Origin of the sequence: Methylorubrum aminovorans, from assembly GCF_022179725.1 — a bacterium.
Lineage (GTDB): Bacteria > Pseudomonadota > Alphaproteobacteria > Rhizobiales > Beijerinckiaceae > Methylobacterium > Methylobacterium aminovorans.
This window is the reverse complement of sequence record NZ_BPRC01000001.1, coordinates 974595-987671: the sequence shown is the minus strand read 5'-3', so window position 1 is coordinate 987671 and position 13077 is coordinate 974595. Positions and strand designations below refer to the sequence as shown.

Below are 13077 nucleotides of genomic sequence, written 5' to 3'. Positions count from 1 at the left end.
TGCGATGGCGGCCTCCTATAGGCTGTCGAGATACGCGCGGACCTTGGCGTTCCACCGGTCCAAGGCGTCGAAGTAGTCGAGCCACGACTTGTTCGTGGTGCCGTCCTCGTTGACGAGGCGCTGGCTCGCGAGAGGGCGCTTCGGTTGGGGCGGGAAATCAGCCGGTAAAGGCATCAGCCCTTCCTCATTCCGAGCCGGCCAACGTCGTCTGCGTAGAGCGAGAACGGCACAGGGTCAGAAACCTCGATCCGCACCCGCACGCCGGCCCCGCGAGCGCGCCCGAGGCTACCGACGCGAACCGTGCGGCCGAACTCGCCTTGCTTGCCGAGCGACCGTTCGACCGGGTTGCCGAACGTGCCGCCGCCATCCAGCGACCACGAGATGAGCGCGACGGGATCGGTCTCAATCGGGTCGAGCCCTTCCGCCCTGCCCTGCCCCGTCGTGATCTCAACGCGCATGTCGTTCAGCCGAGCACCCTGCGGGAAGGTCGGGCCGATGGCCTCCATGGTGCAGACGAGCGGATCAGGCCCCTCGCGCCGTGCCGTTTCGCTCACCGCCATGATGCTGGTCGAGCGCAGATCGCCCACCAGCCAGCGGTTGAAGGCGTTGACCGACCGCTCGCCGCGCCACCGATCCGCGCCGTAGCTCTCACGCTCAAACCAGCGGCCCGCCGTGACGTGATACTCCCATGTGAAGTCCGGCCCGCTCAGGCTCACCACCGCGTTGCCCCCGAAGCCGTAGACGCACATGCGCAGGCTGTCGGGGTCGGTGATGCTGGCGATGGAGCGCTCAACCTCACGGGTCGAGACGCGGGTCGGCGTGTAGCCGTCCCAGCGGCAGACGGTGCGATCCGAGGCGACGGAGAACCAAGGACGGTCCCAGCCATCTTCAAAGCCAGCCACAGCCCACCGACCGAACAGCCCGGTATCGGACACCTCGGCTCGGGCCAGCGGGAACGGCTGCGTGCCGGCGTTCGAATAGAACTCCGTCGAGGTCGGCCCGAGCGCGATGTACTGGCCGTTCTTCGTGATGCCGCGGATCAGGCCGTCCGGCTTGCTCTCGGCCTTGGTGAAGCTCTGGTCGTTCAGTTCGGTCGTGTTCAGGCCCGAGGCGCGGATCGTGCCGTCGCCGTAGGAGAACAGGAAATAGCCATCGAGGAAGGCCACGCTCGTGGGCGTGTTCACATCCGGATCGGGGTAGTCGCTGACACCGCCCGTCGTGGCGATGAAAGGGCCGTCCTCCGTTACTATCACGATGTCAGGCGACGGGCTGCGGTTGTTGCGCGCCATCGTCACCGGGCCAGAGCCGGACAGGATGCCGACGAGGGTTGCGACACCGGCCGCGTTGACCGTGTAGAGCGCGTCCTTGACAGCGACGTAGAGCAGCGAGCCGACAAGCAGGAAGCCGCGAGGGCCAGCGGCAACCGCTCCGAACGGCACGAGGCCGGGGACAGGGCCAAGCCGCGGACGATCGCCGTCAAGCGACCAGTAACAATTTACCAGCCGGCCGGCGCCCTCACCCGGCACGGAGCCGGGCGTGGAGGATTTCGGGAAGGTCAGGGCGACCATCTAGAAATACACCGTCCGCGTCGGAGCGCCGGAATAAGGAAGCGTGCGATGCTGCCGAAGCCGCTGCTCGCCTGCCTGCGCCTTGCTCGCGAGCGTCACGATCTCGTCCTGCGGCAAGCCGAACTTGCTGCTCAGCCGAGATGCGGCGATGTCCACGAGGTAGTCGAACGCTTCAGGCGGGACGGCATCGAGGTTCGGGAATGTGCCGACACCGCGCACTTCAAGATCCGCGACGATGCCCGGAAGCGCGTCGCGGATCTTCTTGGCGTCCTCCGCCTCTACGGGCTGGCCATCACCGACCGCCCCGAGGGCTTCGGCGATCTGCTGAACGAGATTGGCGGAGGTTAGGGGCATCAGACGCTCTTCGAACGACCGCGACGCTTGGGCTCTTCGCCCTCGTCCTCGATCGTATTGGCGCCATCCACGAGGGAGGCTTCCTCGGCCGGCACGAGGCCGTCACCGGTCGCGACGAGTTCGGCGCCCGGGTACTTCATGCCGGAACCTGGAGGCATCGCGAGGTTGATCGCGGAGTCGCGCGAGGCGCCCTCGCTGCCGAACGTCTGGTTCTCGGCGCGCTCGCGCGCCTTCTTGTCGCCCGAGAAGTACGGGTTCTTCGACAGCCGCTCATAGGTGGCATCGTCCACCTCGACGGCCTTGCCGCTCTCGAAGCGATGCGGGCCGACCTGCGTGGACGACGGATCGTCCGGCGAGATCGGCTTATAGGTGAGCTTCGGCATCAGAGCCTCCTCAGAGCGGGTGGGGATAGAAGTGGACGAGGATGTCGAGCACGCCGGCCATGGCGCCGCCGGACACGAAGGCGAGCACCTGCGTGTCGGCGGTGACGTTGCCCTGACCGGTGCTGGACAGGCCCGGCTTGTAGCCAGCCGCACCCGGCGCGATGTTCGCCGAGGCAGCGAAGGCAGCCGGGGCAGCGGTGGTGCCGACCGTCACGACCGGCGTGCCGCCCGCGAACGCGGTCTCGACCGAGACGGCAACGGTGCCGACGTGCGAGCCGGCGGGAATGACGCCGATCTCGATGCCGGCGGCGGCGGTGTCCGCGAACGTCACGCGCTTGCGGATAGCGTGGATGACCTGAGACTCAAGCTTGCGGGGAGGAGTGGCCACATCGGCCTCCTATGACGAGAGGGATGGGCTCGGGCGACCGGGATCAGCCGCCCGGCGCGGATCAGTTGGCGGAGGCGGTCGCGAAGAACGACGTGACCACGCCCCAGTCGGCGTTGGTGCCCGCAGCGACGCTGGCGGTCGCAGCGTTGCGGCCCTTGACGATCTTCGAGATGCCGTAGCAGGTCTCGACACCACGGCCCTTGATGAAGCCGTAGTCGTCATCGTTCCGGGTCGTCGGAGCCGGGAGCTGGCCGATCGCGTAGCCCATCGCCTGCTGGCCGCAGGTGAACGAGGGGTACACGTCCACGCCGCCAGCGCCCGCGCCCTTGAGCACGAGTTGGCTCAGTTCCGGCACCTCGCGGTAGATCATGCCCTGGAGCATGAGGTCGCCGTCCTGGAACAGCGGATTCTTGTCCATGCCGGAGCCCTCACGGGCGCGGGCGTTGGTGTTGGCCGAGAGCATGGCCGGGTCGCGCGCCAGATCGGCGAACGGGCCGGAGGCTAGGAAGGTGACGAAGTACTCGCGGCCGTCCTCTACCCGCAGGGGGCGGATCTTCGGATCGGCGTTCTTGGCGATCCGCTTGATGCGGCTGAACGCGGCAACCGTGGCGAGGTCGTTGGTCGAGTCCACGTTCAAGAGCGAGGCCGCGAAATTGCCGGCGACGAGCGTTGCCTGCCCATTGCCGAACTGCACGCGATCAGCATTTCCGGTCAGCCACGCATTGAGCTGCGCCGGGGTCGCCGAGATCATCGGAATGCCCTGCACATTGCCGCTCAGGCTCGACGCGGTGCCGAACGGCTGGATGGTGCCGAACGCCCGCACGAAGTCGTCGCGGAGCTTGGCGGCGGCCCAGTCGTTCAGGAGCGGACGCACGGCACCCATCTGGTCGATGGCCGACTTGCGCATCTCCTTCTTGTTCAGCAGTACGGCATGACGAGCCCAGTCGATCACGATCTTGTGGCCGTACTGGTCCATCTGCTCTTCGTTGCCGGTCAGCGTGTTGGCGCCGACCTGACCCGAGCCGGTGAGACGGCCCACGATCGGGATGGTGATCTGCTCGCCCTCGTCGCGTAGCTCGTAGATGCGCTGGATCACGGCGTCGGTGCCGTTGCCGATGTAGGGGGCGAACAGGTTCTCGCGCTGCCACTCCGTGAAGAAGTCGCGGCGCCACTTCTGGATTTCCAGAGTGGAGGGGGTGTTGGTGACGGCCATGGATGGTCTCCGACCGCTCGCTCAGTGGCGAAGCGGCATCATCAGCCGCGGCGACCGCCCATCTTCGGGGGCGCAGCCGCAAAGATGTCCTCCTCACCGATCGACTGCTGACCGCGCGCAGAGGCGCCGGCAGCGTTGTTCAGCGAAGGCGGGACGATGAGAGGGGCTTGGCGACCAGCGGCGGGGGCTTGTGCGCCCGCGGCCTGAGCCTGCCCTTGGAGCAGGGCAAATGCCTGCTGCTGGAACGCGGGATCGGACTGGAGCCGGCGTTCGAATTCGGTCTTGAACCAACCTTCGGGGTCGCCCCCGGTGGTGGTGAAAGCCTGCTGGCGGCGGTGCCATTCGACGGCCGCGGCCCACGGGTTAGGGCTGTTGTTGATCCGCTGGTGTTCCAGCGGGTCGATCTGGCCGCGCGCAGCGGCTGTGTTGAACGCCTCTTCGGCCGACTTTACGACGTCGGCACCGTGCTGCACCTCGGCGTGACCGCGGTTGAGGTTGGCGACGACGCGCTGAAGATGCTCCTCCTGCTGCCGCATGCGTTCGGCAACCGGCTGGAACTGCTTCTCGAAGACCTGCTGAGCCTGGAACGCGGCGAAACCCGTCGGGTCATCGAAAGGGTCGGGGGCCTGCTGCGGCTGGGCCGGCGTCTGGGCCTGTTGCGGCGCCTGCGGCTGCTGGAGAAAGCGCTGGTACGCGGCCATCTGGCCCCGCAACTCCGCCATCTCCCGATCACGGGCGGCAAGGTCCGCCTCGTACTTCTGCCGCTTCTCCCGCTCGCCCTTCAGATCCGCGAAAAGACCACGCTCGCGCGGGGACTGCTGCGGCTCCTGATGCTGCGCGGGCTGCGCCTCCCCACCTTCGGGCTGGCCCTGCTCGCTTTGGCTCGGCAACTGGCCGAGGTTCGGCGTCGGGGTTTCCTGTTCGGCGGGAACGGTCTCCTGTGTCGTCTGCTCCTGCTCTCGCGGCTCGGGGGCAGCAAAGCGGCCCTGTTCGTCGCGTGCGGGTTCGCTGGCCGACGCATAGATTGCGTCGTCCGAGAGGTCTTCGGCGCTCATGGATAGCCTATGCCTTGGCTGGAGGATGCGCCCTGTTGAGGCCGGGCGTCGCCTTCACTCCGATTGGTCGGCCGGAGAACCGTGGACCCACGCGATAACCCGCGCGCGGGAGCGGGAACTTAGAAGCTGGCCTGAGCCGTCATCGCCGGCATCCCGAGCGGCGCCATCGTCGCCTGTGCGGTCTGCTGGTTGATCTGACGCGTGCGGGCCTGCATGTGCGCCATCTCCGTGATGGCCTTGGCCTCGCCTACAGCGTCCGCCTCGTTCAGCGTCGCCATCTTCGACATGGCATCAGCCTGAGCGCGGTCGGCTTCGGCGTTGGTCTTGCGCACCTTGGCCTGAGCGTCGGCGAACTGAAGCTGCTGCGCGGCCTGCTGCATGGCGAGTGCCTGCGGATCGGGCTGCGGGGGCTGGTTCATCGCCGCAAGCTTCTGGCGAACGGACGGCGTGAGGTTCGCCACCTCCGCCACCAGCGGCAGGGCTCCAGGGCCAGCGATGAGCCCCTTCTGGATCATGCTGTCGAGCACCTGCATGGTGTCTTCGTTCAGCGTCACCGTGTCTGGGCCTTCGTCCATCACCATGTCGAGGTCGAGTTCGCCGATGGCGTTGGCGATGCGCGGGCCTTCCGGCGTCATCACCATCTGGTTGATCGGCAGGAATTCTAGCTCGTTCGGACCCGACACGCGGATGAAGCGCTCGTCCGTCCAGAACTGCTGAATGTCGAACCACAGGTCGCGATACAGGTCGATCTTCCAAGCCTTGTAGCGACCGAAGTAGGGGCCGAGTTGCGCGATGCCGGCCTGCTGCTGCATGGCCTGGGCACGGCCCGACTGCGAGCCCGGTCCCGAGCCGAGAAGGGCGGGCGTGGGACCGAAGTTGTCGATCTCGGCCTTCGCCTCTTGGAGAAGCTGGGCCTGTCCCTGAAGCTGGATCTGAAGGTCGCGGATCTCGAAACGCGGCTGGCCGGGATTGACCTTGATCGCACCATCGGGGCGAGCGAGCTGACGCCGGCTCTCCTCGATGTCGTCAACGGCGCCTTCCTCGTAGATCACCTGATTGGTGTTGAGGATGTGCAGCAGCTTGGAGCGGCGGTGGTTGATCTCGTCCTGAGGCGACTTCATGTTGCGGACGAAGCCGTAGCGGTCGCCGTCCTGATCCACACCAGCCGAGGCCATGTTGTATCGGCAGCGGGCCTTACCGCGGCGATCACGGAACGGGCTCTCACCCTCGGCGAGCACGATGTCGCCCGTGTGCAGGGCGAAGCGCCAGCCGCCGCGGAACTTGTACCAGACTTCCACGACCTTCACGCGCTTGAGCCGCGTGTCGTACCAGAGCTTTTCCCAGTCCTGTAGACCGAACGAACCGGCGGGCGACTTATCGACGGCTGCCTTCAGATCCGCTTCCTTCTCGGGAAGCATCTCGATCGCGGCGTCGAGGTCCATCCACTTGTAGACGCCCTGATAGCGGGCGTCCGAGAAGTCAGCCTTCACGCTGCGCGGATCGTAGAAGAACGTCTCCGGCGCGACGCGGCGCAGCACGATGTTCGGCTGGCCGTCGATATCCGTCTCGATGTCGCGCTCTAGCCCGCCGAGGCCGTCAATGGCCAGATCCTGCGCGATCTGCGACGACAGGCTGTCCCATGCGTTGGCGTCCAACACTTCGCGCACGGCGGCCGTGCCGATCTCGGCGCCGGCTGCGTGTGCCTGATGCCGGGCCTGCGCCTTCGGGTCTTGGCGCAGACGCTCCACAACACCGACGATGCCGTCGATCTTGAGCGAGATGCGGTTGTTCGTGACCGGCGGCTGGTTGCGGTCGTTGAGAACGCGGCGTTCTTCGTCGGTCCACTGGGCGCCGTGATAGTAGCGGCGAGCCTGCTGCTGCTCCAGCATCTCGTCGCGCTTCGTCTCCTGATAGGCGTCGAACCACTTCTTGAGCGTGTGGAGGCTTTCGCCCTTGTCTTCCCCGCGGACAACCTCCGGCTCCACCACGGCAACGCCGGTCGGCGGCAGCACGGCGCCATAGCCGCCGGGAGGCGTCAGGGGCGCAGAGGAAGGGGCGGGCGAAACGGCCATATCAGTTGCAGATCACTCGAATGGTGAGCGCGGTGTTGGGGGCCGTCTCAAAGGGGCCGGTCGTCAGCAGCAGCGTGCCGCGGGAGCGCTTCACGAGCACGGTTGCGCCGGAGTTGGTCTGAGCTGTCACACCGCCTCCAGTCATCTGGTCGCCATTCCAGCCGTGAATGATGTCCACGTCGGGCGCAGTCGCGCAGGCAGTCCATGAGTACGTGGCGATGCCGCTTGCGTTGCTCGTGGCGGTGTAGCGCTCGACTCGGCGGGGCGTGCCGCCAGGGCCAACGACGCCCGCAACGCCCGCGCAGTCCGGCACAACCTGCGCGGTCTGTGCATCCGCCGAAGCGGTCAGCGCTGCGAGCCCGAGGGCTGCGGCGACGGCGAGGCGGTAGAGCATCACGTTCTCCAAGAGCGGCCAGAGCCGCCGCCCATTGGCGCGTAGCCGGTGGACTTTGCTTTCGCAGCGGCCGGAGCCTTTGCGACCCAAGGGCGGCTCATGCAGCCGTATCGAGCCTCGTCCGCGACGTGATCCTCGGCGTCCGTGTCGAGGTCTTCCGGCCGGCTCGTATCGTGCTGGATCATCGGCACGGTGCGGATGAAGTCGCGGCAGGTCGAGAACACGTAGAGCATAGGGCGCTCGGCCTCGCCGATGAGGCGTTGGCGCATCGCGTCCCAACCGCCCATTGCACCGGCTCGCGGCACGCGCTTGTTGTCGGCCTCTCGGAACGCTGGCCCCTTCAGACCGCGGCCAGGATCACTCCACCGCTGCATCCGTTGAGCGATCGAAGGCCCGCCATCCTCGGCGAAGGCCGCAGGGTCGAGGACGCCATAAGCGATACGCTCGTTTGCTTCCCGGCTCGCGATGCCATCGGCAACCTGCTCTGCCGTGAGCTTGAGCCCGGCGTTGGCCTGACCGGGCTTACAGCCATACCACTCGCGATAGCGCACCATTGCGCCTCGGGGGATCGTGCGAGTTCCTTCCACACCATCCAGTCGAGGTATTCTCGTGTCATCGCCGGCGATGACCCACCATCCGACGCTGAAAGGCTTGGCGCTACCCCAGTCCATAGAGCGGAAACGGAGCCAGTCAGACGGGATCGCAAACGGCGCAACGACATGCTTCGCCTCATCCCATTCATCGAAGAACGCGCCCTCGACACTCGACCAATCGCCGCCGAGCCACGCCTTGACGAGTTTGGCGCCGCCCGTGAGCTGCAAGCGCGAGGCGTAGAGCGGGTCGCTGTCGATCAGGATGCGATTGTCCGACAGCCGGGACGGGATCACGGCCATCTTGTGCACCGAGCCGTCAGGCAAGACGCGCTCAACGAGCTTCGGCCCCATCGGGAACGGGACTAGCTTGTAGCGCTCTCTGATCCAGCCTTGGCCAGCGCCGCCAGGGTTGGCGGTGAGGATCATCTGCACCGGCACGCCGTGCGAGGATCGGAGCGCGCCGAACAGCTTGTCGATCGCTGTCGGCTGCGCGTACTGGCCCGCTTCCTCAATCCACACGTCGGTGAGGTTCTTGCCCTGTTGGGCCTCGGCGTCCTTCTCGCCGTCGAGATAGCCGAACGCCACGCGGCCACCATGCGGCATGCGGAACGTCAGCTTGGACTCGTTGAACTTGGCGCCGAGCGGGACGAAGATCTCCTTGGCGCGCTCGATTGCGTCCTCGGAGGTGGTCGTCGCCTTGCGGAACATGCGGGCGTTGAAGTGCGCGCCGTAGCGCCGCTCCTTCAGAGCCCACTTGCCGAGAACACCGTCCGTCTTTCCACCGCCGCGGGCGCCACCGAAGAAGATCTCCGGCAAGGGGCAATCCACCAACGCCTTCTGAGGGCCAGCCTGTGGCCTCCAGACGTACTCGACGGGGCTAGTGCTCCGTGACGTGCCGCTCGGCCCACTGGTCTGCGCTGACAGGCTCATCGGTGATTTCACGAACAGTCTGCGTGATCTCGGAGCGGTCCACGAACATGCCGAGATGACGCGCGATGCTATCAAGCGCGCCCTTCTTGTCGTGGAACTTGACCTTCAGCGCGCCTTCCTTGGTCTGGCTGATCTCGGCGATGGCGCGGGCGGTGTCGCGGTCGATCTCGTCGCTACCGACCAAGGCAACCTCGTTGACGGTCTGCGTCTTCGGGATGCCGTCTTCGTCTTCCTCGTTGGTCTCGGTCGTCAGAGCGTGCCAGTTCACAGCCCGGCGGATGTCGGAGAAGGCGATGCGCTTGTACTCGCGCACGACCATCTCAATCGTCACTTCCGCGCGCTTGGCGCCGGCCTCAAGCAGCTCCTCGACACGATCGGCAATGTTGTCATTTGTTGCCAGCCGAGAGGCGTTGTGGCGATCGCCTTCGTACCCTGCGGCGGCATAGGCAGCGGACGCGCTCTTACCCTTCGCTAGCTCTTGAGCAAACCGCTCATGCCTCGGGTTGGAGAGAACTGGCACCTTGCCTCACTCGCCCTTCGGCTCCTGCCCCTCGACAGCGGCTTGGCTCTCGTGGGTGGTGGAGGGCTGGTTGGTGGGTTCGGCAGGCTTCGAGGCATCCGAGCCGGTGCCATCGGCCTCCATCCACTCGATGAGACCTTCCGCAGCCTTCTTGATGTCGTCCAGGCTGTCGGACTTCTTGGCGCGCATCATCGCCATGTTGAGCGCTTGGTTGCGCAGCATCACGGGGTCCATGGGGATCTCCTAGGTGAACCGCTTCTTCGGTCCTTGAAGGCCCCGCCGCAGCCCCAGAGCGCGTTCGGTGGCCTCATTCTTCTCGGCCAGAGTCGGCGCCGACGCCGAGAGCTGAACCGGATACTTGATCCGGGTATCGTCTAGCGGCCATCCGAGCTTTCCGTGCTCGTAACTGCAAAGCGCATACGCGACGCCGTAGGCGTTGCCCTCGTTGTCGAACTCGCCCTTGGGCTCACTACTGCTTCCATGCTTATCTTCCTCGTACCGAGTGACGATGAAGCGCGTGACGGGGCGAACTCGATACTCAACGAGCGTGTAGGCCGGCTCAGGGTTGTCCATTATCGTCTCCAGGTGAAAGCGACGGCCGCAGCCGCCTATCCGCCCTGTGCGGAAGTCTGTGTCTCAGCGCCTATCGGCAGAACGGTATCCCGCCGAGACGGCGAGTTGAGCGTGACGGTTGATGGCCGAGCCGAAGGAGAAGCGGTCGGCGACTTCGGCTTGATAAGCGATGGCCTCAAGCACCGGGTCGAATGGCTTGCGAGAGATGAAGCCGCCACTCTCCCTCACCATCCTCCCGAACGCGACAGCGCCCCGAGCATGAGGGCAATCGTCAAACTGGCTGGCGATGGAGGCGAGGCCGGAGACGAGGCCAGAGGAGAGCATGTCAGGCAACTCGCTCAGGGCGACGGTCGAACCGGTCGGTGATCTCGTCGCGGAACTTGTCGATGTTGCCAGCCATGAGCGGCGCCCAATTGCCTGTCTCTCGCGCTTCGGCAACCGCCGCGTCGTATTCATCGAGCGCCATGAAGTGGACGCGCTCCGACTTCCGCACCCATTCGACAGCGGCCTGGATCTCAGGGAAGCCGTACCCACACCATTGATCCAGCTCGCTCAGGCGGAGGTGCACGTAGCAGAGGCGATCCTGAGCATCCCGTGCGTCTTCAAATATCTGCGGGAACAGGAGCTTCGCGAACCAGCGGCGCAGCATCATCTCACTCCCCCACCGCCATGCGATCGCCCTTCGGCAAATCAGGGCGCGAACCGGCCGCCGGCTGAATGATGGTAGTTCACCGACACGCCGAGCACGGTGACGCGGGTCTGATCGTACTCGCGGCGGAACGAGAACAGCGCTGGGCGAAGCGCCAGCGTCAGCATGAAGCTGTACGGGATGCACTTGCCGTCAGGCGTCTTCATGCCCCACTCACCTCGCTCCCAGATGATGCGGCCGAGCCGGAGCTTGCGCTGCATCGGATCATAAGCGACGAACGGCTTGACATAGAGCGAGTGGATGCCGCCGCTTGAGCGCCGAGCCGGGCCAATCAGTGCGATGCTCTGCATGGTCATTCTCCAACGCTGTGTCGATCGCCCTTCGGCTTCCGCTTCTGCTCTCTCGCGGCCTTAATGAGAGCTTGTTCCGTGAGGCCGTGGTCGCGAGCGATGCGGGAGGTGAGGCGGCGGTCGGCTTCGGTCATGCAGGCCAGCAGCCCTGTTCGGCCCAGAGCGACAGCTTCAAGCCGAGCGGCGCGTAACCGTTTTCGCTCGCCCAAGCCGCAGCATCGGCATCCTTTCGCCAGATCACCGCTCGGCGAACCGTCATGAGCGTGCCGTTCGGATGGCGGTACTGATCCGCAAGGCCCGGCGAGAATGACGCGATGAGCGAGCGACGCTCCACGACAAAACGGCCCATCAAACGCCCCTCACCAGCACGACCACGAGGACGACCAGCAGCACGAGGCCGAGGATGTTGCCGTGGCCGGCATAGGCGCCGCCCCAGCCGAAGTTGCCGCCGCCGAACACGGCGAGGATGAGCAACACGAGCAGGATGGTCAGGAGCATGGCGGCGATCCTGCGAGAGGGCTTCGATGCGGGCCGGTCTTCACCAGTCACCCTAGTGGCTCACGCGGTGGCGCCGCGTACCCGGCCTATAAGCCTGCTCTGGCCCTCGTGAGAGCAGCGTCCGGACACCGCTCTCCGGCTTGGCCCCGCATCGAAAGTGCCCCGCCCAAGCCGTCAGGCATCGGTGTGCAAAAAGGCTTGGCAGCTTGAGACGCTGACCGGAGCCTGGGCGGATGGGGATTGGTGCGGGCGGAGCGCTGTCGTCCGCTTGGCTCAACCCGAGCGACCCGGACAAGTCCGGCGCTGAGCCCTTGGGTCGTGAGCAGGCCCTAGCCTTCCTGCGACCGCACCAAGCTCTGAAATTCAGCCTTGCTGAGGCGCCCGCGCAGCGCATGACAAGGACTTGCCGAACGAGCGACCCTCTTGGAGGGCGGCTCGATGGCTGGACGCTCGGTTGTCAACTTTCGCCCGTAGCAGTGGGCGGAGGACCGGCCTGAACGTCTACGGAAGACGAAACTACGCGCCCGCGCGCGAAAGTCAAGCGGCTTTTACAGATTGTTCATGGACATCGACAGTCACCTCGCCGCCGCCGAAAGGAACGCCGACCTTCAGACGGCCCGTTCTATCGTCCACGCGCCGCACGACGCCGGCCTGATCAGCAAAAGCGCCTTCACCGACAATCACGTCATCGCCGACCTTGAACAGGATGCGCCGGGCTTCTTCGATGTCCCCGCCATAGCCAGTGATACAGTCGGCGAAATTCTGAAGCTCCGCGGCTGAGATCACCATGCGACCACCGCCGGGCGCATCGACTGTGCCGCGCCAGCCGAAGCCCGTGCGATCGTCGTAGACGCCGGGGTGCTCCTCGGCCTTCTTCAACTCCTGCCAGTTGTGCACGCCGACGAACAGCAGGCGCCGCAGAACCGGGATCAGAGCCGTCCGCGTCTTGCCGATCTCGGACACGAGCCGCACTGCCTCGCGAGCCTCGAAGACAGGGATACCCACCGCCGCAATCTGCTCCGCCGCCCACGATGCACGGCGCGGAAGCGCGCGAACAACGTACCATGTCCGATCAGGGTCCACGATAAATCGATCCTGGGGCTCCCTGGCGGCCAAATAGGCCCCTGACCGCACCGACTGCATGCTGACGGCCACTTTGCGCCTCACGCGCCGTTTCTGAGCCTTCTGGCGGGCAGCGGCTCGGCGGAGGGCTTGGCGTTCCTTGTTGGTCATGGCGGCTTCCTTCGAGCGCTACGGGCGATGGCTGTGAGAGGCGGCCAGATCGCTCTGGATGTCTTCGACGTAGGCGCGCAGCACCTTCACCGCAGACGACACGGCCTCTTCGACGGTCACGCCGTCATCTGGCTCTGTGACGATCAGTTCAGCCGCGGCACGAAGGCAGGCATCGGCCGCGACGACGCTCGGGCGACCCTCAAGCAAGATGAGCAGGGCTTCCGAAACGAGGCTTGCCCGCTCGGCAATTTCCTCTTCGGTGAGACGGTTCGCCCGGTCGATCGCTTCAATCGGCACGTCCATG

At 65.8% G+C, this 13077-nt stretch carries 20 protein-coding genes; all 20 read right to left on the bottom strand.

What is annotated here, in order from left to right:
• Nucleotides 1-15: 15 nt before the first annotated feature.
• The 20 genes from MFF24_RS04735 to MFF24_RS04640 all read right to left on the bottom strand — a co-directional run bounded on the left by MFF24_RS04735 (nt 16) and on the right by MFF24_RS04640 (nt 13076).
• Nucleotides 16-174: a hypothetical protein gene (locus MFF24_RS04735; RefSeq protein ID WP_238222768.1), complete on the bottom strand. Its 159-nt coding sequence runs from the start codon at nt 172-174 to the stop codon at nt 16-18.
• Nucleotides 174-1568: a packaged DNA stabilization protein gene (locus tag MFF24_RS04730; protein ID WP_238222766.1), complete on the bottom strand. Its 1395-nt coding sequence runs from the start codon at nt 1566-1568 to the stop codon at nt 174-176. Before MFF24_RS04730 ends, MFF24_RS04735 begins: the two co-directional genes overlap by 1 nt.
• Nucleotides 1569-1922: a hypothetical protein gene (locus MFF24_RS04725; RefSeq protein ID WP_238222764.1), complete on the bottom strand. Its 354-nt coding sequence runs from the start codon at nt 1920-1922 to the stop codon at nt 1569-1571.
• Entirely contained in the window at nt 1922-2305 is a 384-nt protein-coding gene (locus MFF24_RS04720) for a hypothetical protein (protein ID WP_238222762.1), read from the bottom strand. Before MFF24_RS04720 ends, MFF24_RS04725 begins: the two co-directional genes overlap by 1 nt.
• A gap of 10 nt (nt 2306-2315) precedes the next feature.
• Nucleotides 2316-2693 (bottom strand): hypothetical protein, encoded by a 378-nt coding sequence (locus tag MFF24_RS04715; RefSeq protein ID WP_238222760.1) that lies wholly within the window; start codon nt 2691-2693, stop codon nt 2316-2318.
• A gap of 61 nt (nt 2694-2754) precedes the next feature.
• Nucleotides 2755-3906, bottom strand: a complete 1152-nt coding sequence (locus tag MFF24_RS04710) for a phage capsid family protein (RefSeq protein ID WP_238222758.1) — start codon at nt 3904-3906, stop codon at nt 2755-2757.
• A gap of 41 nt (nt 3907-3947) precedes the next feature.
• Nucleotides 3948-4961: a hypothetical protein gene (locus MFF24_RS04705; protein ID WP_238222757.1), complete on the bottom strand. Its 1014-nt coding sequence runs from the start codon at nt 4959-4961 to the stop codon at nt 3948-3950.
• Nucleotides 4962-5080: 119 nt separating this feature from the next.
• Complete coding sequence (locus tag MFF24_RS04700; protein WP_238222752.1) at nt 5081-7033, bottom strand: portal protein; 1953 nt, start codon at nt 7031-7033, stop codon at nt 5081-5083.
• A gap of 1 nt (nt 7034) precedes the next feature.
• Nucleotides 7035-7427, bottom strand: coding sequence for a hypothetical protein (locus MFF24_RS04695; protein ID WP_238222751.1), 393 nt, complete (start codon nt 7425-7427; stop codon nt 7035-7037).
• Nucleotides 7427-8836 carry a phage terminase large subunit gene (locus tag MFF24_RS04690; protein WP_238222750.1) on the bottom strand — a complete coding sequence of 470 codons (1410 nt, stop codon included), beginning with the start codon at nt 8834-8836 and terminating at the stop codon, nt 7427-7429. Before MFF24_RS04690 ends, MFF24_RS04695 begins: the two co-directional genes overlap by 1 nt.
• A 61-nt stretch (nt 8837-8897) precedes the next feature.
• Nucleotides 8898-9470, bottom strand: a complete 573-nt coding sequence (locus tag MFF24_RS04685; protein ID WP_238222749.1) for a terminase small subunit — start codon at nt 9468-9470, stop codon at nt 8898-8900.
• 6 nt (nt 9471-9476) lie between these two features.
• Nucleotides 9477-9704: a hypothetical protein gene (locus tag MFF24_RS04680; protein WP_238222748.1), complete on the bottom strand. Its 228-nt coding sequence runs from the start codon at nt 9702-9704 to the stop codon at nt 9477-9479.
• Between the two features lie 9 nt (nt 9705-9713).
• Nucleotides 9714-10043 (bottom strand): hypothetical protein, encoded by a 330-nt coding sequence (locus MFF24_RS04675; protein ID WP_238222747.1) that lies wholly within the window; start codon nt 10041-10043, stop codon nt 9714-9716.
• A 63-nt stretch (nt 10044-10106) separates the two neighbouring features.
• The gene (locus MFF24_RS04670) at nt 10107-10367 is read right to left on the bottom strand and encodes a hypothetical protein (RefSeq protein WP_238222746.1); all 261 of its coding nucleotides are present in this window, start codon (nt 10365-10367) and stop codon (nt 10107-10109) included.
• 1 nt (nt 10368) lies between these two features.
• Entirely contained in the window at nt 10369-10695 is a 327-nt protein-coding gene (locus tag MFF24_RS04665; RefSeq protein ID WP_238222745.1) for a hypothetical protein, read from the bottom strand.
• A gap of 38 nt (nt 10696-10733) precedes the next feature.
• Entirely contained in the window at nt 10734-11042 is a 309-nt protein-coding gene (locus MFF24_RS04660) for a hypothetical protein (RefSeq protein WP_238222744.1), read from the bottom strand.
• Between the two features lie 130 nt (nt 11043-11172).
• Nucleotides 11173-11391, bottom strand: coding sequence for a hypothetical protein (locus tag MFF24_RS04655; RefSeq protein ID WP_238222742.1), 219 nt, complete (start codon nt 11389-11391; stop codon nt 11173-11175).
• Nucleotides 11391-11540, bottom strand: coding sequence for a DUF3309 domain-containing protein (locus MFF24_RS04650; RefSeq protein WP_238222740.1), 150 nt, complete (start codon nt 11538-11540; stop codon nt 11391-11393). Before MFF24_RS04650 ends, MFF24_RS04655 begins: the two co-directional genes overlap by 1 nt.
• Before the next feature lie 537 nt (nt 11541-12077).
• Entirely contained in the window at nt 12078-12773 is a 696-nt protein-coding gene (gene nusG / locus MFF24_RS04645; protein ID WP_238222738.1) for a transcription termination/antitermination protein NusG, read from the bottom strand.
• 18 nt (nt 12774-12791) lie between these two features.
• A complete protein-coding gene (locus MFF24_RS04640) occupies nt 12792-13076 on the bottom strand; it encodes a hypothetical protein (RefSeq protein ID WP_238222736.1) in 285 nt (94 codons plus the stop codon).
• Nucleotide 13077: the final 1 nt, after the last annotated feature.

Bases quoted from the DNA above. Each gene is read 5' to 3' on its own strand.
- MFF24_RS04735 (WP_238222768.1), bottom strand. From the start codon at position 174: ATGCCTTTACCGGCTGATTTCCCGCCCCAACCGAAGCGCCCTCTCGCG.
- MFF24_RS04730 (WP_238222766.1), bottom strand. From the start codon at position 1,568: ATGGTCGCCCTGACCTTCCCGAAATCCTCCACGCCCGGCTCCGTGCCG.
- MFF24_RS04725 (WP_238222764.1), bottom strand. From the start codon at position 1,922: ATGCCCCTAACCTCCGCCAATCTCGTTCAGCAGATCGCCGAAGCCCTC.
- MFF24_RS04720 (WP_238222762.1), bottom strand. From the start codon at position 2,305: ATGCCGAAGCTCACCTATAAGCCGATCTCGCCGGACGATCCGTCGTCC.
- MFF24_RS04710 (WP_238222758.1), bottom strand. From the start codon at position 3,906: ATGGCCGTCACCAACACCCCCTCCACTCTGGAAATCCAGAAGTGGCGC.
- MFF24_RS04705 (WP_238222757.1), bottom strand. From the start codon at position 4,961: ATGAGCGCCGAAGACCTCTCGGACGACGCAATCTATGCGTCGGCCAGC.
- MFF24_RS04700 (WP_238222752.1), bottom strand. From the start codon at position 7,033: ATGGCCGTTTCGCCCGCCCCTTCCTCTGCGCCCCTGACGCCTCCCGGC.
- MFF24_RS04695 (WP_238222751.1), bottom strand. From the start codon at position 7,427: ATGCTCTACCGCCTCGCCGTCGCCGCAGCCCTCGGGCTCGCAGCGCTG.
- MFF24_RS04680 (WP_238222748.1), bottom strand. From the start codon at position 9,704: ATGGACCCCGTGATGCTGCGCAACCAAGCGCTCAACATGGCGATGATG.
- MFF24_RS04675 (WP_238222747.1), bottom strand. From the start codon at position 10,043: ATGGACAACCCTGAGCCGGCCTACACGCTCGTTGAGTATCGAGTTCGC.
- MFF24_RS04670 (WP_238222746.1), bottom strand. From the start codon at position 10,367: ATGCTCTCCTCTGGCCTCGTCTCCGGCCTCGCCTCCATCGCCAGCCAG.
- MFF24_RS04665 (WP_238222745.1), bottom strand. From the start codon at position 10,695: ATGATGCTGCGCCGCTGGTTCGCGAAGCTCCTGTTCCCGCAGATATTT.
- MFF24_RS04660 (WP_238222744.1), bottom strand. From the start codon at position 11,042: ATGCAGAGCATCGCACTGATTGGCCCGGCTCGGCGCTCAAGCGGCGGC.
- MFF24_RS04655 (WP_238222742.1), bottom strand. From the start codon at position 11,391: ATGGGCCGTTTTGTCGTGGAGCGTCGCTCGCTCATCGCGTCATTCTCG.
- MFF24_RS04650 (WP_238222740.1), bottom strand. From the start codon at position 11,540: ATGCTCCTGACCATCCTGCTCGTGTTGCTCATCCTCGCCGTGTTCGGC.
- nusG (WP_238222738.1), bottom strand. From the start codon at position 12,773: ATGACCAACAAGGAACGCCAAGCCCTCCGCCGAGCCGCTGCCCGCCAG.
- MFF24_RS04640 (WP_238222736.1), bottom strand. From the start codon at position 13,076: ATGGACGTGCCGATTGAAGCGATCGACCGGGCGAACCGTCTCACCGAA.